Here is a 19,385-nt window from a genome sequence, read left to right as displayed (position 1 = left end):
CTGGTGCTCGCGCTGATGCTGGCCGCGTGCGGCGGTGGCCCGCCCGGCTCCTCTGACAGCACGCCCACCGTGCGCGTGGGCTCCAAGAAGTTCACCGAGTCCGTCATCCTCGGCGACATGGTGACGCAGCTCGCGAGGAGCACCGGGGCGCGCGCGGTGCACCGGCGCGAGCTGGGCGGCACCACCGTGCTCTGGGAGGCGCTGCGCCGGGGGGAGCTGGACGTCTACCCCGAGTACACCGGCACGCTGCGGCAGGAGCTGCTGTCCGGACGCAAGCTGCCGGACGACGCGGCCCTCCGGGAGGCGCTCGCGGAGGAAGGGCTGCGCCTGAGCGCGCCGCTGGGCTTCAACAACACGTACGCGCTGGGCATGAAGGAGTCCGAGGCCGAGCGCCTGGGCATCCGCCGCATCTCCGACCTGCTCGCGCACCCGGAGCTGCGCTTCGGTTTCAGCAACGAGTTCATGGACCGCGCCGACGGCTGGCCCGCCCTGCGCGAGCGCTACCGGTTGCCCCAGCGCGACGTGCGCGGGCTGGACCACGACCTGGCCTACCGGGGACTGGAGAGCGGGGCCATTCAACTCACGGACCTCTACTCCACCGACGCGGAGATCGCCGCCTACGGGCTGCGCGTGCTGGAGGACGACCTGCACCACTTCCCCGAGTACGATGCCGTGCTCCTCTACCGTGCCGACCTGGAGCCCCGCGCGCCGGATGCGCTGGCGGCGCTGCTGCGGCTGGAGGGCCGCCTGTCCGAGGCGGAGATGGTGAAGCTCAACGCCCGCGCGAGGCTGGAGCGCGTGCCCGAGGCCCGCGTGGCCGCCGACTTCCTCGCGAGCGCGCTGGGCGTCACCGCCGAGGTGCGCGGCGAGAGCCTGTCCGCCCGCGTCTGGCGCCGCACGCGTGAGCACCTGTTCCTCGTGGCCGTGTCCCTGCTGTCCGCCATGGCCCTGGCGGTGCCGCTGGGCATGCTCGCCGCGCGCAGGCCCCGGCTGGGGCAGGGCGTGCTGGGGCTCGCCGGCATCATCCAGACGGTGCCCTCGCTGGCCCTGCTGGTGGTGATGATTCCGCTGCTGGGCATCGGCTCGCGGCCGGCCATCGCCGCGCTGTTCCTCTACAGCCTGCTGCCCATCGTCCGGAACACGGCGGCGGGGCTCGCCGGCATCCCCCTGGAGGTACGCGAGTCCGCCGAGGCGCTCGGCCTGCCGTCCCGCGCCCGGCTGTGGCGAATCGAGCTGCCCATGGCCGCGCCGTCCATCCTCGCCGGCATCCAGACGGCCGCCGTCATCAACGTGGGCACCGCCACGCTGGGCGCGCTGGTGGGCGCGGGGGGCTACGGGCAGCCCATCCTCACCGGCATCCGGCTGGACGACGTGGGCCTCATCCTGGAAGGCGCCGTGCCCGCCGCCGCGCTGGCGCTGCTCGCCAGTGGCCTGTTCGAGGCGGTGGAGCGTGCCGTCGTACCGAAGGGACTGCGCCTGCGCGCCGAGTCGGAGTCGCGCTGAGCCCGGCTCACACCGTTCCGGCGGTGGACGCGGGCGAGCCCTGCGAGACGGGCAGCGCCCTCGGCGCGTCGGACGCCAGCCCCGCCGCGCACAGCCGGAGCAGCGCCATCCACACGAGGTCCGCCAGCAGCAGGTGCACGAGCTGCATCCACACCGGCGCCAGCAGCACCAGGTTGACCACGCCCGCCAGCAGCTGCGCCGCATATATAATGATGATGGCCGTCGACGCCCGCCGCACCTCTTCCGAGGGCCGCAGCCGCGCCACCCACCGCGCCACCAGCACCACCAGCGCGCCCGTCACCACCGCCAGCACCGGGTGCCAGACCCGCAGCCGGATGAGCACGTGCGCTGTCTCGGACAGGTCCTGCTGAATCCCGTGCGCCAGGCTCTCCGCGGGGAACAGTGTGTCGCCCAGCGCCGCAATCGCGCCGCTCACGCCCAGCAGCAGCAGGGCCGCCACGCTCGTGCCCAGCAGCGTCCCCACCAGCCCCTGCCCGCGCAGCGCCAGCGACGCGCGCCCCCGGGAGAACCACACCACCAGCGACTGCGCGCCCACCAGGAGGAACGTGTTCACCAGGTGCACGCCCATCCAAATCGCCCGGCCCACCGACGCGTTGTCCGCCACGTACTTCAGGAGGACGATGCCGGCGCCCACCAGCGCCTCCGTCACCATGAACACCAGCGCCCACCCCGCCGCGCGCCGCGCCGGGTGCCCCTTCGCGTGGGCCCGCAGGCCCCACACGCACAGGGCCACCGCCAGCACCAGGGCCAGCCCGCTCGTCAGCCGGTGCGTGTACTCGATGAGCGTCTGCACGGTGGGTGCTCGTGGCACCACCTCCCCGTTGCACACGGGCCAGTGGTCCCCGCACCCCGCCCCCGAGCCGGTGGCCCGGACGAAGGCACCCCACAGAATCACGGCCAGCGTGTAGGCGAGCACCCCAACGCTGAAGACTTGGAACCGGCGGGACGAGGCGGCGTGGTTCATCGCGCTCCCCTTAACCCACTTCGCCCCCTCCCGCTGCCCCCACACCCCTCATCCAGCCTCACCCCGGCCATCAGCGAGGCTGCTCGGTTCCTGAGTTCCTCCACCGTCCGATATATCCGGAAATGGTCACTCGGATATCCCACCCCGCCGGTTGGATACGTGTGCTCCCTGTGTCTACCGCAAAGGATGATTTCCGTTTGCCCTCCCGGGGCCTCCGGGCGCTGGCACGCGGGGTGCTTAAGAGAATGCTCAGTGCATGACGGTTCTCCTCAAGAGGCCGGCCGCACGTGACTTTTGTTGGGTGGCCGCTTCGGTGGCCCCGGCACCCCGGGTCGGAGCTTCCCCCCTCTCCGGCCCGCGGGTGTGTTCTTTCAGAGGCTTGAGCAACACGGCGCTCCGGGTCGGGGTTTCCCCCCTCCTCGGCCCGGAGTGCGACCTCTGACCCATTTCCCACAGGGGTGTGGGGAAACAGGGCGGAGCGCATCGCGGGTTGGGGACCTACTCTCCTCTGGCCTTCAGCCCGCGATGCGCATCTGCTCGGCGCCCAGCACGGCCGGCAGCGGGCCGTAGGCCATGGAGCGCTCAATCACGTTGCGCAGCTCGCGCACGTTGCCCGGCCACGGGTGTGCCACCAGGGCCGCCAGCGCGTCCGGCGCCAGCTGGGGAGGCTCCTGCCCCTCCGGCGTGAGCAGCCGCACGAAGTGCTTCGCCAGCGCCACCACGTCCTCGCGCCGCTCGCGCAGGGGCGGTACGCGCACCGGCACCACGTTCAGGCGGTAGAAGAGGTCCTCGCGGAAGCGGCCCTCCCGCACCAGCTGGCCCAGGTCCCGGTGCGTGGCCGCCACCACCCGCACGTCCACCTCCACGGGGCGAATCTCACCCAGGGGGAAGACCTCGCCATTCTCCAGGAACCGCAGCAGCTTGGGTTGGACCTCGAGGGGCAGCTCGCCAATCTCGTCCAGGAAGAGCGTGCCGCCGTGCGCGGCGCGGATGACGCCCGGGTGGTCCGTGGCCGCGCCGGTGTAGGCGCCGCGCCGGTAGCCGAAGAGCTGGCCCTCGAAGAGCTCCTTCGGCACGGCGGCGCAGTTGAAGGCCACGTAGGGCCGCTGCGAGCGCGTGGACAGCGAGTGCAGCGCCCTGGCCACCAGCTCCTTTCCGGAGCCGGACTCGCCGGTGACGATGACGGTGGCGCGGCTGGAGGACAGGCGCGCCAGCTCCGCGCGCAGCCGCTTCATGGCGGGCGACGCGGCGATGAAGCCCGGCAGCTCCGCGTCGCGCTCGGACTCGGCGTTGCCCGGGGGGGCGGTGAGCGCCTCCAGCTCCGCGAAGCCGCGCAGCGCGGCGACCTCCAGCGCGAAGCCCCCCAGGCGCGACAGCACGGTGAGCAGCGCGCGGCCGTCCGCGGGCAGCGGGCCCACCACGCCCAGGCGCAGGCGCCGGCCGCACCCGTCGCCGAACTCCACCGCCTCCGTGGCCGGCACCGTGTCCACGCCGGCCACCCGCGTGGCGTGGCCCTGGGAGTCCAGCTCCTCCAGCCGGGGCGCGCAGCCGGGGAACAGGCCCTCCACCACACCCAGCAGCTCGCGCTGGATGAGGGAGGCGCCCATGCCGCGCACCGACAGCCGCTCGAAGGGCACCACCAGCGCCTCCGCGCCCAGCCGCGCCGGGCCCGCGAGGGCGGCGGGGGCCAGCAGCGGGCGCGCCGCCGAGCGGGTGAAGTCCTGCGGCATCGCCATGCCCGTGCGGCGCAGCTCCGCCTCGCTGGCGGCCAGCAGCTCCTCGGCGGCGGGGTCTCCCTCCAGCCTCGCCACCAGCGCCAGGAGGTGGCGGGTGAAGGAGGCCATGCACAGGTCGCCCGCGAGCTGGGCCGTGCCCAGCGACGCCTCCATCTGCTCGCGGGCCTCGCGAGGGCGGCCCTCCAGCGCCAGCAGCACGCCCTCGAAGCGGTTGAGCACCGCGGAGTGCATGGCGGACGGCATCCGCTCCAGGAAGACGCGCGCGCGGCGCAGCACCACGCGGCCCTCCGCGAGCTGCCCCGAGAAGGCGCGCGCGGCAGTCTCGTAGACCAGGCATTCGCGGCGCAGGAAGGGCCAGCCGCCCAGCTCCACGACGTGCGCGGAGGTGGCGGCGAAGCGCTCGGCGGCGCGGGAGAGGAGGCCCTCCGCCAGGTCCGCCATGGCCTCGGCGAAGAGGCCGTAGGCGTGGGTGAGGCGCCGCTGGATGGGGCCGTCATAGGCGGCCAGCCGCCCGGCGAGCCCGCGCAGCTCCGCGTGGCGGCCGGTGATGAGACACAGCACCGCGCGCTGCACCACCAGGTGCAGCGGCGTCCAGCTCAGCTCCTCCAGCACCGCGCTGGCCTCGTCGAGCACCGCCCCCGCTTCCTCGAAGCGCGTCAGGCGCATGAGCGCATCGGCCTCCGAGCGCGCGGCGAAGACGAAGGAGAAGCCGCGCACCATGCGCCCGCCGTACGCGGCCTCGCGCGCGCGGCGCACGAGCTGGAGCGCCTCCTGCGGCTCACACGCCTCCTCCAGGCGCCGCTGCGCGAGGAAGGCCAGGTTGCGCGCCTCCAGGAAGGGGTAGCCCAGCCGCGCCGCGCCCTGGGCCACCTCGCGGAAGCGGCGTGTGGCCTGCACGGACTCGCCGCGGATGGTGGCCTCGTGCGCGAGGGTGTCCTCGGCCAGCAGGCGCATCACCGGGTCCGTCACCCCCGCGAGCGCCTCCCCCATCCGTCCCGAGAAGCGCGCCACCCGGTCCGCCTCGCCGAGGTAGAAGGCGCTGGCCACCTGCACCATGCGCAGGTGGCAGCGCACCTCCGCGACGCCATGGAAGGAGGGGGCGGTGTCCAGGCACGACGGGTGGGCGGCGAGCAGCGCCTCCGCGCGCGCCACGTGCGCGTCCGACTTGTCCGCGTCGAACAGCTTGCCGTCCGGCGAGGCGTAGAAGTTGGCGGCCAGGGTGTGCACCTGGAGCTCCACCGCCTCGGGGAGGAGGCCCTCGGCCGCATCTTCCAGGTGGGGCAGCAGGGTGGCGAAGGCGCCGCGGCAGTCCTCGCGTCCCCAGCGCAGGAGGTAGGCCAGCCCCACCGCCGCCATCGCCCGCGCGCCCGGCGTCCGCAGCACGCCCGAGGCCAGCAGGGCCAGCAGCTCCTCTTCCGCCGCCCGCCACTCCGCCTTCCTCAGCCGGGCGAGGCACGGCGCCAGCCGGCTGGACTCCTCGGACCGGAGTGGCTGGCGCTTGGAGGCGGAGGGCGCGGAGAGGGATGTGGCGGGCAGGCCGCTGTCGAGCAGCTGGCGGAGCGACTGGGCCACCCGCCCGCGTGGGCGGCGCGCCTGCGGGGCCTCGACCGGAAGCTCCCAGCGGTAGACGGTGAGGGGAGTGACGCCCAGCAGGCGGGCGAAGGCGGCACGGCTCTGGTCACCTCGCAGAGCGCGGATGACCTCGGGACCCAGCCCGCGTGACGCCTCCTTCTCCTCCGTGCTCACCACGACGCAGTCCCCTTACGGCCCCCCGACCGATTTCTTTTCTTCGGGCTTTTCCGAGGGGAAAGCAAACGATTGAGTATTTCCGATTGTTGAGACACCCGCGAGCTCGGCTCGTTCTCGGGGCAGGCGACAGAGCGGGCGCTCCAGCTCCCTCGATGTCGGGGAAGTCGTTATCGTTCCTGGCGTGGACCGTGAACAACTTCCCCCTCCAACGTCTTTGACGTCCCAAGGACTCCAGGACGCGCGCCTCCGCCGGCTCGAGGCGGCGCTGGCGGAGGGCCGGGCGCGAGAAGAGGCGTTCATCGCGGAGTGGGTGCGCCATACCGGGCGGATGCCGTCCCGGAAGGTGCGCCGCAAGTGGGAGAAGAAGTGGCGCCGGGAGGCGAAGCGGGCGGCCCGCCGCGCCGAGCGGGAGGCACGCGAGGCCCGCTCGCGCGACCCGGTGCGGGGCGGGATGTATGCGACGGTGGCCGTGACGTGCGTGCTGATGGCGCTGGCCCAGCCCCGGCGCCTCTGGTGGCTCGTCTTCGTGTCGCTGGTGTTCTTCCTGCTGGCCGCGAGGCACCTGGGGCGGCCCCGGCGCGGTGTCTCGTTCGAGCCGGAGCCGCGGCCGTCCATGCGCGGGGCCGAGCCGCGAGGCGCGGAGGGCGGGCCGGGTGACAGAGGGGCCTCGGTGGGCGCGGCGGAGCTCCGCGGAACGGAGAACGGCGAGCAGGCCGAGGCGGGGGCATCCCCGCACGGGGCGCGCTCCTGGGGGATGGGGCATGGCGTGGGGGACGCCTCGCACGAGGCGGACGCCCGGCGCACGGAGGCTCACGGCTCTCGGCCCTCCACGGGCGCGGCGGTGGACCCCCGCGTGGCGAAGGTGGACGTGCTGTGCGGCAAGCTGCTGGCGGAGCTGCGCGAGGGGCCGGCGGTGCTGCGCGAGGTGGTGCACGCGCCGGAGCGCACGGTGGAGGCGCTGCGCAAGAGCTGCCATGAGCTGGCGCGGAGGGAGCAGCAACTGCGTGCACTGTCGACACCGGAGGAGACGCGGCGGCTGGAGTCCGAGCGCGAGGCGCTGGCCGCGCGGGTGTCGGCGGAGCAGGACGCGGTGGTGCGCGAGCGGCTGACCGGGGCGCTGGCCGCGCTGGATGAGCAGCGGCGCCAGCGCGCGGAGCTGGCCACCGCGGCGGACCGGCTGGAGGCCGAGCACACGCGCCTCTACTACACGCTGGAGGGGCTGTACGCGCAGGTGCTGCGGGTGCGCTCGGCGGACACGGTGGGCGAGGACGTCGCCGGCGCGGGGCTGCGGCGCAGTGTGGAGCAGCTCGGCGCGGAGGTGGAGGCGGTGACGCAGGCGCTGGAGGAGGTCCACCGCGCGCCGGACGGGCGGACGCGCACGCGGTAGCAGTGACGGCCCGGTGCTCCCGCGAGAGAGCGCCGGGCCCCTGTCCCCCGTGTTACTCGCTGGCCGCGCCGCGCGGCGCAGGCGGCTGCTGCGCCCCGCCCGTGGTGGCGATGCGCACCGTCTTCATGTTGACGAACTCCCGGATGCCGATGTCCGCCAGCTCGCGCCCGTGGCCCGAGTGCTTCACCCCGCCGAAGGGCAGCCGCGCGTCCGACGCCACCATCTCGTTGACGAACACCATGCCGGAGTCGATGCCGTCGATGAACCGGCGCTGCTCCTCCTCGTCGCGCGTCCACACGCTGGCGCCCAGGCCGAACGGCGTCGCGTTGGCCAGCTCGAGGGCATGCGCCACGTCGCGCGCGCGCAGCAGGGTGGCCACGGGGCCGAACAGCTCGTCATGGAAGGCGGGGGCCTGGGGCGGCGGGTCCGCCAGCACGGTGGCCGGGTAGAAGTTCCCCGGGCGCTCCAGGGGCTTGCCGCCCAGGAGCAGCCGCGCGCCGGCCTTCACGCTCTCCTCCACCTGCGCGTGCAGGCCCTTGAGGATGCCCTCGGTGGCCAGCGGCCCCAGGTCCGTCTTCGGGTCCATGGGGTCGCCCACGGTGACGCGCTTCATGCGCTCCACGAAGCGGCGCTCGAAGTCCGCGGCGATGCTCTCCGCGACGATGAAGCGCTTGGCGGCGATGCACGACTGGCCGTTGTTGATGAGCCGCGCCGTCACCGCCGTCTCCACCGCCTTGTCCAGGTCCGCGCTGGGCATGACGATGAACGGGTCGCTGCCGCCCAGCTCCAGCACCACCTTCTTGATGGCCTTGCCCGCCGCCGCGCCCACCGCCCGGCCCGCGCCCTCGCTGCCGGTGAGCGTCACCGCCCTCACGCGCCGGTCCTCGATGACGCGGTTCACCTCGGACGTCTCAATCATCAGCGCCTGGAAGGCGCCGCGCGGGAAGCCCGCCTGGAGGAACAGCTCCTCCAGCGCCAGCGCGCACTGCGGGACGTTGTGCGCGTGCTTGAGCAGGCCCACGTTGCCCGCCATCAGCGCCGGGGCGGCGAAGCGGACCACCTGCCAGAAGGGGAAGTTCCACGGCATGATGGCCAGCACCGGGCCCAGCGGCTGGAAGCGCACGTAGGCGCGGTCCCCGCCGACCTCAATCGGCTGGTCGCGCAGGAGCGCCTCGGCCTTGGACACGTAGTAGCGGCAGGCGCTGGCGCACTTGCGGGCCTCGGCCTTGGCGGCCTCCAGCGGCTTGCCCATCTCCTCCGTCATGATGCGGCCGTAGCGGGGGGCCTCCGCCTCCAGCAGCTCCGCGGCCCGGCGCATCCAGGTGGCGCGCTCGGCGAAGGAGGTGTGGCGGTAGGTGCGGAACGTGTCCTCGGCGAGCTGGAGCTTCGCCTCCAGTTCCTCGGCGGTATGCGTGGCGAAGGTGCGCAGCGTCTTGCCCGTCGTCGGGTCGATGGTGGCGATGGCCATGGAAGTCCTCCTGGAGTCCCGTGATAGCAGCCGGGCGCGGGGAGACAACGCCGCTCGTGCGCCAAGCGTCCGGCCGGACACGTCGTTTTCGTTCTTCCGTCCCCTCCTTTATATGGGGAGGGCAAGGATTGGAGGCCCGAATGCCCACTGCCGTCATCCACGAGCGCCGCTTCAGTGCCCTCATCGCCGGGGTGCTGTCCTTCTTCATCCCCGGCCTGGGGCAGCTCTACAAGGGGCAGCTCCTGCGGGCGATAGCGTGGTTCCTGGCGGTGGGCGCCGGCTACTGGTTCTTCTTCTTCCCGGGCTTCTTCCTGCACTTCTTCTGCGTGCTCGGCGCGGTGTTCGGCAGCGCGGGCAGGGACCGCGTCCTCCTGCCCCGGTAGCGCGCCGACGTCATGACGGAATGATGACGGAATGCTGGACGGGCGTCCGCCAACGCCCCGCCGCTGCCGTGTTCCCCTGAGGCTGTCCCTTCCAGCAAGGAGCAGCCGCGCATGGGAATGTCCGCCGGTGGTGGCCGGGGTGGAGTCAAGAGCGACATCAACGTCACCCCGCTCGTCGATGTGGTGCTGGTCCTCCTCATCATCTTCATGGTCCTCGTCCCCGAGATGCAGAGCCGGGGGCAGGACGTGGTGCTGCCCAAGGCGGCCCAGGTGGAGCGCGAGGAGAAGGAGGAACCGGTGGTCCTCTCCGTGACGCCGGACCGCAAGGTGTTCGTGGATGCGGACGCGTACCCGGACGAGGCGGCCTTGCAGACGCGGCTCCGGGACGAGCTGAGCCGGAAGCCGGGGCGGAGGTTCCTGCTCAAGGCGGACCAGGCGCTCACGTGCGGGGACGTGCGGAAGGTCATCCGGCTCGCGCGCGTCGCCGGGGTGGAGCGGGTGTCGTTCGGCGTGGAAGAGCTCGAGGCCCGGTGAGAGGGGACGCCATGCACACCGCGAAGAAGAGCTTCGTGCGGCCCCAGGCCGTGCAGTCGGACATCAACGTCACGCCGCTGGTGGACGTGGTGCTCGTGCTGCTCATCATCTTCATGGTCCTCACGCCGCTGCTGAACAGGGAGATTGCCGTGCAGCTCCCGGCGGTGTCCGAGAGCAGTGCTCCGGTGTCGTCTCCCTCCGAGCCCCAGTGGGTGGTGGCCCTCACGCCCGAGGGACGGCTGACGCTGAACGGCGAGCCCGTGGAGGACGGGGACTACGTGCCGCGCCTCAAGAAGGTGCTGGACGCGAGGCCCCGGGGCCAGCGGCACGTGTTCTTCAAGATGGATGACCGCGCGGGCTACGGCCGGCTGGTGACGGCGCTGGATGGAGCGAAGGCCGCGGGCGCGGAGGAGCTGGGCGTGCTCACCGAATAGCCGGCCCTGGACGGCGGCCGACACTTCGTGCACCCCGGAGTCCCGCCTGGCCGAGGGGCGCATGGTGACGCGGCTGTGACAGGGCTTCGATTGGGTGGAACAGGCCTGCGCCAGGGACGCGAGAATGCGTGGCGTGTTATGAGTCATTGGTACACCAATGACTGACATCCCGAAAGGACTGAACATGTCGCGAGCGGTCTGCCTCTTGCTGGTGGGACTGGTTTCCACCAGTGCCCTCGCCCAATCCGCGGTCGGCAAGGCCCCATGGGAGGAGTACGGCAAACGCATCAAGGCCAGCGAGGCGGTGAGCCCGTTGGGCCCCAACCTCTTCGGCGACCAGGTCAGTCTGTCGAACGGAGCCCTGTCCTTCTCCCTCACGGACGTGAGCCTGCCGGGCAACAGCGGCCTGCCGGTGGCCTTTACCCGGAGCTACCAGGTGCGTGACTGGCGGCACCGGAAGGCTGACGGAATGATGCTCGACTGGGACGTGGACGCGCCCAGCATCAGCGGGGTCTACGCCACCGAATGGCTCGCCTCGGACGGGTCCGGCAATCGCTGCTCCGTGGGCGGCCCGGCGCCCAGCCCCATGCAGGGAGTCTCCGCATCGGATTTCTGGCAGGGAGGCAGCCTCGACATCCCCGGCGTCTCCGGCGGAGAGCTGCTCCGTACGCAGCCCGGCACGCAAGTGCCGGCCTCGGGTGGCCCCTATGTCTGGATGACCAACGACCAGGTCCACATCAGCTGCCTGACCACCATCAAGAACGGCACCGGCGAGGGCTTCCTCGCGACGACCCCGGATGGCACCCGATACTGGTTCGACTGGATGGCGCAGCACCATGAGCCGCCGCTGCGCCGCGGCAGTACGATGGTGCTCCCGGGCGGCACGAACCTGCAGGCGGAAATCCAGATTCGACGCAACATCCTCTACGCCACGCGCGTCGAGGACCGCTTCGGCAACGTGGTGACCTACACGTACACCAATGCCGCCAACCAGCGGGCCCGGCTCACCCAGGTCAGCGCCAACGACGGCCGCCAGCTCACGCTGAGCTACAACAGCCAGGGCGCGGTCTCGAGCGTCAGTGACGGCACCCGGACCTGGACGTACACCTACGGCACGACGGCCTCCGGGCGTGGCACGCTCACCCAGGTCACCCTTCCCGATACCAGCAAGTGGACAATCAACTTCTCGGCCTTCACCAATGCCGAGATTCTCTACACCGAGGTGTTCCTGCTCGGTGAAATCTACCGCAGCTGCCTGAACAACGAGACTCCGCTCAATTACGACCTGCAAGCCGTTGGCACGGTGACCCACCCCTCGGGCGCGGTGGGGACGTTCACGACGAGCATCGTCGAGCATGGCCGCAGCCGCGTGCCGCTGTCCTGCAACAACGTGACGACCTGGGTCGGCTACCCCAATGGCACCGGCAACGACACCAATGACGACTCGGCCTTCTGGCCCTTCGAGTACGACGCGTTCACGCTCAAGTCCAAGCACGTCACCGGCCCGGGCCTGACGCCCGCGCAGTGGGACTATTCCTACACGTCGGGCCGCAACTTCCACATGTACCCCGGGACGACGCGCACCTACCCGGTGTGCACCATCGGCTTCGAGAACTGCATGAAGCCGCCCTGCACCTCGGACAGCTGTGCGGGCCGCAGCACCACGACCGTCACGGGCCCGGGAGGCGAGTGGGTCCGGTACAAGCACGGCAACACCTATCGCTATGACGAAGGCAAGCTGATCAGCGTCGAGGTCGGCACCAGCGCGGACAACATCCTGCGGACCACCACGCATACCTACGACCTGTCCATGACCGACGGCGTCTACAAGGCGCGCTGGGGACTGGGGCAGCGCGCGAACGGCGACAGCTTCCCGAATGAGTACCACCGCCCGCTGCTCAAGACGGTCATCCGCCAGCAGGACACCGCCTTCACCTGGCAGGCCAACAGCTTCGACAGCTTCGCGCGTCCGACCGGCACCACCCGCTTCAGCTCGCTGGGGGACAGCCGCACCGACACCACCACCTATTACGACCACCTCTCCAAATGGGTGCTGGGCCAGGTGGCCACGACGGCCAACACCGACCTGGGCCGAATCCTGAGCAAGACCGAGTACAACACCACGACCGCCCTGCCGCTCCGCTTCTACGGTGCCGGCACCGTCGACAGCTCGGCCCCGCCCCTGCTGATGCAGACGCTGACGTACAATGCGGACGGCACCATCGCCACGGCCACGGACGGCAACAACCGCACCACCACTCTGAGCAACTGGTACCGCGGCGTGCCGCGCAACATCCAGTTCGCGGATGGAACCACCCGGTCGGCCACGGTGGATGCCCTGGGGCAGATTCGCGGTGTCACCGACGAGAACGGCTTCACCACCAGCTACGACTACGACGCGGGCGGCCGCCTCTCCAACATCACCTACCCGGCCGGCGACAGCGTGGCCTGGGCGCCGACCGCCATCAGCTACGCGCAGGTCGCCAGCAGCGAATACGGCATCCCCGCGGGCCACTGGCGGCAGACCGTCTCACGCGGCGACTACCGGAAGCTGACGTACTTCGACGCCATGTGGCGGCCGCTGGTCGAGCGCGAGCTGGACAACGCGAACAGCAGCGGCACCCAGCGGTTCAAGCGCTTCAACTACCACCCCACGGGCAAGCCCAGCTTCGCGTCCTACCCGGGCACGAGCTCCTCGCTGTCCACCGGCACCTGGACCGACTACGACGTGCTGGGGCGCCCCACGGCGGTCCGCCAGGACTCCGAGCTGGGCCAGCTCGTCACCCAGTACCAGTATCTGACGAACTTCCAGACCCGGGTCACCAACCCCCGCGGCAAGGTCACCACCACCAGCTTCCAGGCCTTCGACCAGCCCGACACGTCCGCCCCGGACCTCATCGTGGCGCCGCTGGGCATCACCACCACCTTCTACCGCAACGTGCTGGGGATGACCGAGCGCGTGCGGCGTACCGGCTCCTGGTCGGGCGGGTCGCAGGACCTGGACCGCAGGTACGTCCATGACCCGCGCCTCCGCCTGTGCAAGTCCATCGTGCCGGAGGAGGGGGCCACCCACTTCGAGTACGACGCCATGGGCAACCTGCTGCGCAGTGCCGACGGCTCGACGCTGACGAGCCTGAGCTGCGACGCCGCCAGCGTGCCCCTGTCCGACAAGACGGTGCGCACCTATGACGCCCGCAACCGCCTGCGGACCCTCTCCTATCCGGACGGCACCAACGACGCCACCTACACCTATACGCCGGACGGCAAGCTGGCGAGCCTGAGCAGCGACGGCTCGGTCTGGACCTACCAGTACAACAAGCGCCGGCTGCTGACGCGGGAGAAGCTGTTCTTCTACAGCGACTACATCCACGACTACAGCTACGACACGCTGGGCAACCTGTCGGCAATCAACAACACCCAGGTGCACATCGACTACGCCCCCAACGCGCTGGGCCAGCCCACCCGGGCCGGCGCCTACGCCACCGGCGTGCAGTACTTCCCGAACGGGGCCATCAAGCAGTTCACCTACGGCAACGGCATCGTTCACACGCTGACCCAGAACGCCCGCCAACTGCCGCACGTGAGCACGGATTCCTACAGCGGCAACCGGGTCTTCGAGCTGCGCAACACCTATGACGCCAACGGCAACGTGACCCGCATCGAGGACCTGGCCAACACCGCCCGCGACCGGGCCATGACCCATGACGACCTGGACCGGCTGACCCAGGCCTCGGCCCCCGGCATCTGGGGGACGGCGAACTACACCTACGACGCGCTGGACAACCTGCGCACCAGCAGCCTGGGCACCACCCAGTACACGTACGCCTACGACACCACCACCAATCTCCCGACCTCGGTCACCCGCAGTGGCTCGCCGGCCTGGAGCTACAGCGTGGACGCCCGTGGCAACATCACGGCGGACGGGCGAAACACGTACAGCTTCACCCGGGCCAACCGCCTGGCCAGCGTGGTGGGCAAGGAGAGCTACCAGTACGACGGCCACGGCCGCCGCATCGTCATCTGGCGGGCCGACGGCACCGGCGCCGTGCCGGTGTACGCCCTGGACGGCAAGCTGCGCCTGACCGCCGACAACCGCAAGGCCGGCGCCACCACGCACGTGTACCTGGGCAACCACGTCGTGGCGGACGTGTTCTTCCGCTGGAGCGACGGCGCGCTCACGCCCTCGTACAAGCACACCGACGCGCTGGGCAGCCCCATCGCGACCACGGACGCCAACCGCGCCGTGCTGGACCGCACCGAGTACGCCCCCTACGGCCTGCCCGTGAGCGGCGGCGTGGATGGCATTGGCTTCACCGGTCACGCCATGGATGCGGCGACGGGGCTGGTCTACATGCAGCAGCGGTACCAGGACCCGATGCTTGGACGGTTCCTGTCCGCCGACCCGGTCAAGACGGATTCGAACACGGGAGAGAGCTTCAACCGGTACGCGTACGCCGGGAACAATCCCTATCGCTATGTCGACCCTGACGGGCGTGACTTCCGTGATTCCATGCTGCTTTTCTTCGGAATCAACCCGAACGAACGGTCGGTGTACACGCCCATTCCTGGGGCATCCAGGGGAGACAAGGAGTTCATGGCGGTGGTCGCGGCCCCTGCCGTGCTGGGGGCCACGGGAGGGGCCCTGGCCGCTACCGGGACAGTCGCCACAGGCGCCACCCTCGTCCGCACGGCAGTGGCAGGTGCCGAAACCGCCGTCCAGCAGGCCGCCTCCACGAGGGCTGGCGTCGCTGTTGCACAAAACGCCGATAAGATCGGGGTTGTTGTGGATGCCGTGGCAATGGATGTCGCCAATGTCGACGGACCACCCGATATGTCACCAACGGGCGTGATTGCTGCTGCTGTAGTGCAGACGGTGAATTATTTGAAAGCTGAGGCCTCGGAGTTGATGTCCGTCGCATCTGGAGCCGTCGCGGCTCCACCACCGGACAAGAAGCAGCCGAAGCTCGATGAGGAGTTCAGATGAGCGAGGCAACCTGAGCGGAGCGCCTCCCGAGGAGCCCCGGGCCTCGGGAGGCCACGCCCGGCGTCGCTGACTCAGAAGCGCCCGAAGAGACGGCGGCGGGGCGCCGTGTCGGCCTTGTCCGCGTCCCCGCGCTCCTCACGGCAGCGGCAGCGCGCCTCGTGCGGCACGTCCGCCAGCGCCTGCTCCACGTGGCGCCCGCACCCACTCCACGTCGGCTTCCCGCACTTCCCGCACTTCACCTGGCTGCACATGACGACCTCCTCGTTTCCTCTTGGAGCCGGGAACGGGAGGAAAGGATTCTCAGAGTGCCCAGCGGAGGTATCAAGCACACCAGGGCTGACCTGTGTTCGGCATGGCTGCACGACAGGGCGGCGGTCTAACATTCCTTCGCCGGTTCTCTGGCCTTCACCTTCCTGGAGTCATGACCCGATGAGAAAGAAGTTCCTTCTGGCCGGCCTGCTACTGGCCGGCAACGCGCATGCCTGGTCCACGATTTCGTTCTACGGCGACAGCTTCACCTACCGCAGCGGCTGGAACTGCGATGGCCTTGGCATGACGTCCGAACAATGTGCGGCCTACCGCGCCGACTCCTCCTTCGTCAGCTATGTCGCTCATCCGTATTCGTGGACGACGACGCCGGTGTTCGATGTCGTCGCCGTGGACGGCGTCGGTGGCAGCACCTGCCTGGGTGCCAGCAACAATCCCCAGCCCCTGAGCGACCGCCTGCAGGACAGGAACGAAGCGGCGATCGCGGTCATGATTGGCATCAATGACGTCAACCTGGGCGGCCGGACCGTCCAGGAAACGGTGAGCTGCATTGTTTCGGTCTGGACGACCATCGCCGATGTCTACGGCGCGACCCCGATCGCCGTGACCTACCCACCGATCGATCCATCCGCGGTGACCTGGGAGGGTTGGGAGACCTCGGGCACGGAGGCCGCGCAGAACGCGGTTGCCCTGAACCAGGCCATCATCAGCGCGGCGAACGCGTTCAACCAGGACCGCGGCCCGGGGGAGAAGTATGTGCAGGTGGTGAACTTCGGAAACGCCTATTCGCCGGCACCTGGCGGCTACACGATTGACGGCGCCCATCCCAATCCGACGGGCGCACTGCAACTGGCTCGATTCTTCTACTGGGCACTGCACTGAGCACGGTTGGGGACCGGCCGCCCCCATGCAGGCGCAAGGGGGCGGTCGCGCGATGCACGCTGCTGGAGATGGGGGCCTCGGTCCCTCTCCGCCCCCATCCAGGCAGTGCCGGAGTTGAATCGCACGGCTGAATCCTTTCTCGCGTCACCCACGTTGACACTCACCGGTTTCTCGTGCTGGCGCGGCGCTACCGGACGCTGCTGCTGGTCTGAAAGAATGGGCCCCGTGGCGCCAGCAAGGCGCCACGGGGTTGTGCTCCTTCACCAGCCGCCTGGCGGCGGCCCATCATCTCGGGCCAGCCCTCGAGGAGGCACCCCGGCTCCGTGAGGCAGCCAGGGGCGTGCTACCGGCTCAGAGCATGCATTCCGGAGGAGGCAGCGGCGCGTCCCGCCCGGTGCTGCCCGCCTTGCCATCCTGGCTGGAGAACGCCGCGGCCTCGGAGGTGCCAGTCGAGCTATCGCCCGTCCGGTAGCAGGGATTGCAGTTGTAGCAGCTCGGGTAGGTGCCGCACAGCCCGTACTCCTGGCAGGTATGCACCACGCAGTTCGGGTAGCACTTCTGCTTGAGCCCGACACCGGGGACATGCTTGAGGTCGGGCGTGTACTTGAAGCGATTATCGATGAGGTAGTTGGCCCAGCTGACCGCGTCATCGCGCATCGCCTGGTTCCGGATGTTCCCCCAGACCTCGAAGTCCGACAGCCAGGAGATGTGCCAGCGGTTGGAGCCGTCATAGGCCCAGTCGCTGTCGCAGCTCCCGCCGGACCCGCAGGCACTGTCGGACTCGTTGTGGCTCTTCTCGTCATGACGGGCCTCATGGATGAGGACCGCCGCGCGATGAGAGACGGTGCGCGAGTAGTAGAAGGGCGTGAATACCTGCACGCGCTCCAGCGCGAAGGGCCAGAACCCGGGAGAGTACCTGGCGACACAGCCGGAGTCGCAGGTACACCCGGCGCCGATGCGCGGAATCTTGTCGTCGAGATAGGACCAGCCGGTGTTCATCTTGCCCGTCCCGACGCTGGACGCCGGCGCGGAGTGCTGGACCAGGTACAGCGCGTTGAGCGTGCGCGCATAGGGCAGGTCCAGGTTGCACTTCTCGTGGAGGCCGTAGCCCTCCCAGTTCTCTCCGTCGGAGAGCTGGAAGCGCGTGTCGTAGTCCTGCCACACGGCGGGGTCACACCGCCAGTAGTCCCACACGAAGTTGTCCATTGCGTGGTGATAGGGGTCTGGCGCCGGGAACGAGCACGTCTCCTGTGCGAGGGCGGGGGTGGAGGCCATCAGCGCCACCGTGAGCACGCCCAACATCGTCATCGTCTTGTCAGTTGCCACGGGTGAATGCCTCCCAGTCCACTGCGAGCTCGGCGCTTCCCTCGCCCATGACGAAGCTGAGCACCTTGCGGCGCTCGCCATGGCTCCGGTCGCGGAGGATGCGCAGGCGCTCGGGCGCGACCTCCATCAGGTGCTGGGCCGCCGGGAGAATCCGGTCCGCGTCGGCTTCCGCCGTGAGCGACTCCAGCAGCACCACCGCGCGGCGCTGGCCGCCCTGGGCCAGGCGCGTCAGCTCCCGGAACGCGGCGTAGCGGACGACGAGCTCCTCCTCGCGAGGGCTCCCCATCACCTCGGTCTGCGTGGAGGCGGGAGGCCGGGGGGGAAGCGGGGGAAGGGGCTCTCGGATGAGCGTGGCGAGCCAGTCCGCGGCCAGCGGCGAGTTGCTTGCCGCGATGGCGACGATGACTTCCTTGCGCTCTCCCGCGGCCTCCGGCGAAAGCTCGCTGTACTGCTTCGTCAACAGGCGCATGGCCGTCTCGGGATGCTTCCGCAGCAGTGCCTCGGCGTTCTGGATGCGGGCCGTCGTGCCCGGGTCGAGCCGCTCCAGGCGCGCGGTGCGCAAGCCCCAGATGGCTGCCCGGACTTCCACCTCCTCATTCGTCGGTGCGGATGTCTGGGCATTGCTGGCGCCTCCCAAGAACACCAGGGCGAGCATCGCTGCTCGCCGACTCCATGAATTCATGATGATTTTCATCTTCCCCCTCATTGGGTTGAACCCGGGACTGTCTCCGGGCTGACCTGTATACGGATGGGGAAGCGCGGTCTGGCTATTGATTCAGGTGCGTGCCCCGGACGGGCCCGAACACCTGTTCCGGGTCACGGCGAACACCTGTCGCAAACCAAGGCAGTGGAGTGGACCCGTTTTTGGACCACCCCCACCTTTGCGTCTTGCGCCGGCTCCCACGACGGAAACGCGGTGATAGGCATCCACGCGATGCGAAATACATGCCCGGGAAGACCACGCCGACCAGCAACTACTACGTCTGGCAGGTCTGTCGAGAACAGCGCCGGCACGCGCATCAACGACTTCCCGGACGCCAATGGCGTGAACCCGTGTCCTGGCAATGACGGTCTGGTCATCTCCCAGCCCCCCGCTGTTCGACCAGCTCTCCAAGAGCATCCTCACGGGCGGCCTCGCGCGCCGCAACATGAAGATCGCGTACGAGGGTGTGAGCGGCACCTGCTACATCAAGATGCTCCTGGCCGAGATGTGATGTGCGGGGAGACGCCATCATGACAAGACAATTCAGACCTCCGTGGCGGGGGCTGGCGTCCATGGTCCTGCTGGGAGCGCTCGCGGGCTGCGGGCCAGCGGACCAGGAGACCACCACCGTATCAAGCACGCCGAGCGGCGAGGGTTGTGTCGCCCGGCCGCTGGTCATCGACTACGACGACTTCGACACCAATCCGGATTGGGACACGCTCGCGCCGAACATGACGACGGAGGGCGTGCTGCGCCACGAGCTGGGCCACATCCTGGGCTTCCGTCATGAGCACACCCACCCCGCGTCCGGGACGTGCTTCGAGGACTCGGACTGGCGCGCGCTGACGCCGTATGACCCGTCCAGCGTGATGCACTACCAGTGGTGCAGCGGCGTCATGACCGCGGACATGAGGCTGACCGACCTGGATGAGCGCGGCTCGGTGTCGCTGTATGGACTCACCATTCCGACGATGAGCGCCGCCCTGTTCTGAAGGGACCGCTCGCCGCCCGCCTCGCGTGATGGCTCGCGCGGGGCGGGCGGCT

At 70.0% G+C, this 19,385-nt stretch carries 15 protein-coding genes; 9 read left to right on the top strand and 6 right to left on the bottom strand.

Features of this window, described 5'->3' with window-relative positions; genetic code table 11:
- Nucleotides 1-15 precede the first annotated feature (15 nt).
- On the top strand, nucleotides 16-1,503 hold the full coding sequence (locus K8638_RS41930) for a glycine betaine ABC transporter substrate-binding protein (protein WP_223760408.1): 1,488 nt from the start codon (nucleotides 16-18) through the stop codon (nucleotides 1,501-1,503).
- Between the two features lie 7 nt (nucleotides 1,504-1,510).
- On the opposite strand, the gene K8638_RS41925 is transcribed toward K8638_RS41930, so the two are convergent.
- Entirely contained in the window at nucleotides 1,511-2,488 is a 978-nt protein-coding gene (locus K8638_RS41925) for a COX15/CtaA family protein (protein ID WP_223760398.1), read from the bottom strand.
- 515 nt (nucleotides 2,489-3,003) lie between these two features.
- Entirely contained in the window at nucleotides 3,004-5,973 is a 2,970-nt protein-coding gene (locus tag K8638_RS41920) for a sigma-54 dependent transcriptional regulator (protein WP_223760397.1), read from the bottom strand.
- A 214-nt stretch (nucleotides 5,974-6,187) separates the two neighbouring features.
- On the opposite strand from K8638_RS41920, the gene K8638_RS41915 reads away from it, so the two are divergent.
- Nucleotides 6,188-7,360 (top strand): hypothetical protein, encoded by a 1,173-nt coding sequence (locus K8638_RS41915; RefSeq protein WP_223760396.1) that lies wholly within the window; start codon nucleotides 6,188-6,190, stop codon nucleotides 7,358-7,360.
- A 52-nt stretch (nucleotides 7,361-7,412) separates the two neighbouring features.
- Here K8638_RS41915 and K8638_RS41910 read toward each other — a convergent pair whose 3' ends face one another.
- Entirely contained in the window at nucleotides 7,413-8,828 is a 1,416-nt protein-coding gene (locus tag K8638_RS41910; RefSeq protein WP_223760395.1) for an NAD-dependent succinate-semialdehyde dehydrogenase, read from the bottom strand.
- A gap of 140 nt (nucleotides 8,829-8,968) precedes the next feature.
- Between K8638_RS41910 and K8638_RS41905 the strand changes: the two genes are divergently transcribed.
- The 4 genes from K8638_RS41905 to K8638_RS41890 all read left to right on the top strand — a co-directional run bounded on the left by K8638_RS41905 (nucleotide 8,969) and on the right by K8638_RS41890 (nucleotide 15,163).
- Complete coding sequence (locus K8638_RS41905; RefSeq protein ID WP_223760394.1) at nucleotides 8,969-9,211, top strand: hypothetical protein; 243 nt, start codon at nucleotides 8,969-8,971, stop codon at nucleotides 9,209-9,211.
- A 111-nt stretch (nucleotides 9,212-9,322) separates the two neighbouring features.
- Nucleotides 9,323-9,745 carry a biopolymer transporter ExbD gene (locus tag K8638_RS41900; RefSeq protein WP_223760393.1) on the top strand — a complete coding sequence of 141 codons (423 nt, stop codon included), beginning with the start codon at nucleotides 9,323-9,325 and terminating at the stop codon, nucleotides 9,743-9,745.
- Nucleotides 9,746-9,756: 11 nt separating this feature from the next.
- Complete coding sequence (locus K8638_RS41895; protein WP_223760392.1) at nucleotides 9,757-10,179, top strand: biopolymer transporter ExbD; 423 nt, start codon at nucleotides 9,757-9,759, stop codon at nucleotides 10,177-10,179.
- 184 nt (nucleotides 10,180-10,363) lie between these two features.
- Nucleotides 10,364-15,163, top strand: a complete 4,800-nt coding sequence (locus K8638_RS41890) for an RHS repeat-associated core domain-containing protein (protein WP_223760391.1) — start codon at nucleotides 10,364-10,366, stop codon at nucleotides 15,161-15,163.
- A 71-nt stretch (nucleotides 15,164-15,234) separates the two neighbouring features.
- Here the strand turns inward: K8638_RS41890 and K8638_RS41885 are convergent, their stop codons facing one another.
- Nucleotides 15,235-15,414 (bottom strand): hypothetical protein, encoded by a 180-nt coding sequence (locus K8638_RS41885; RefSeq protein ID WP_223760390.1) that lies wholly within the window; start codon nucleotides 15,412-15,414, stop codon nucleotides 15,235-15,237.
- 178 nt (nucleotides 15,415-15,592) lie between these two features.
- On the opposite strand from K8638_RS41885, the gene K8638_RS41880 reads away from it, so the two are divergent.
- Nucleotides 15,593-16,312, top strand: a complete 720-nt coding sequence (locus K8638_RS41880; protein WP_223760389.1) for an SGNH/GDSL hydrolase family protein — start codon at nucleotides 15,593-15,595, stop codon at nucleotides 16,310-16,312.
- Nucleotides 16,313-16,663: 351 nt separating this feature from the next.
- On the opposite strand, the gene K8638_RS41875 is transcribed toward K8638_RS41880, so the two are convergent.
- Nucleotides 16,664-17,638 carry a hypothetical protein gene (locus K8638_RS41875; protein WP_223760388.1) on the bottom strand — a complete coding sequence of 325 codons (975 nt, stop codon included), beginning with the start codon at nucleotides 17,636-17,638 and terminating at the stop codon, nucleotides 16,664-16,666.
- Complete coding sequence (locus K8638_RS41870; RefSeq protein ID WP_223760387.1) at nucleotides 17,628-18,227, bottom strand: hypothetical protein; 600 nt, start codon at nucleotides 18,225-18,227, stop codon at nucleotides 17,628-17,630. The genes K8638_RS41875 and K8638_RS41870 overlap by 11 nt, the downstream gene beginning before the upstream one ends.
- A gap of 475 nt (nucleotides 18,228-18,702) precedes the next feature.
- Here K8638_RS41870 and K8638_RS41865 point away from each other — a divergent pair, with 475 nt between their 5' ends.
- Nucleotides 18,703-18,852, top strand: a complete 150-nt coding sequence (locus tag K8638_RS41865) for a hypothetical protein (protein ID WP_223760386.1) — start codon at nucleotides 18,703-18,705, stop codon at nucleotides 18,850-18,852.
- A gap of 19 nt (nucleotides 18,853-18,871) precedes the next feature.
- On the top strand, nucleotides 18,872-19,333 hold the full coding sequence (locus K8638_RS41860; RefSeq protein ID WP_223760385.1) for a hypothetical protein: 462 nt from the start codon (nucleotides 18,872-18,874) through the stop codon (nucleotides 19,331-19,333).
- Nucleotides 19,334-19,385 lie beyond the last annotated feature (52 nt).

Origin of the sequence: Myxococcus sp. RHSTA-1-4 (assembly GCF_020037125.1) — a bacterium.
Lineage (GTDB): Bacteria > Myxococcota > Myxococcia > Myxococcales > Myxococcaceae > Myxococcus.
Note: the sequence above shows the minus strand (reverse complement) of the source record. Positions and strands in the feature narration are given on the sequence as shown.

Coding starts and splice junctions, on each gene's coding strand:
- K8638_RS41930 (WP_223760408.1), top strand. CDS start 16: ATGCTGGCCGCGTGCGGCGGTGGCCCGCCCGGCTCCTCTGACAGCACG.
- K8638_RS41925 (WP_223760398.1), bottom strand. CDS start 2,488: ATGAACCACGCCGCCTCGTCCCGCCGGTTCCAAGTCTTCAGCGTTGGG.
- K8638_RS41910 (WP_223760395.1), bottom strand. CDS start 8,828: ATGGCCATCGCCACCATCGACCCGACGACGGGCAAGACGCTGCGCACC.
- K8638_RS41905 (WP_223760394.1), top strand. CDS start 8,969: ATGCCCACTGCCGTCATCCACGAGCGCCGCTTCAGTGCCCTCATCGCC.
- K8638_RS41900 (WP_223760393.1), top strand. CDS start 9,323: ATGGGAATGTCCGCCGGTGGTGGCCGGGGTGGAGTCAAGAGCGACATC.
- K8638_RS41895 (WP_223760392.1), top strand. CDS start 9,757: ATGCACACCGCGAAGAAGAGCTTCGTGCGGCCCCAGGCCGTGCAGTCG.
- K8638_RS41890 (WP_223760391.1), top strand. CDS start 10,364: ATGTCGCGAGCGGTCTGCCTCTTGCTGGTGGGACTGGTTTCCACCAGT.
- K8638_RS41885 (WP_223760390.1), bottom strand. CDS start 15,414: ATGTGCAGCCAGGTGAAGTGCGGGAAGTGCGGGAAGCCGACGTGGAGT.
- K8638_RS41880 (WP_223760389.1), top strand. CDS start 15,593: ATGAGAAAGAAGTTCCTTCTGGCCGGCCTGCTACTGGCCGGCAACGCG.
- K8638_RS41865 (WP_223760386.1), top strand. CDS start 18,703: ATGACGGTCTGGTCATCTCCCAGCCCCCCGCTGTTCGACCAGCTCTCC.
- K8638_RS41860 (WP_223760385.1), top strand. CDS start 18,872: ATGACAAGACAATTCAGACCTCCGTGGCGGGGGCTGGCGTCCATGGTC.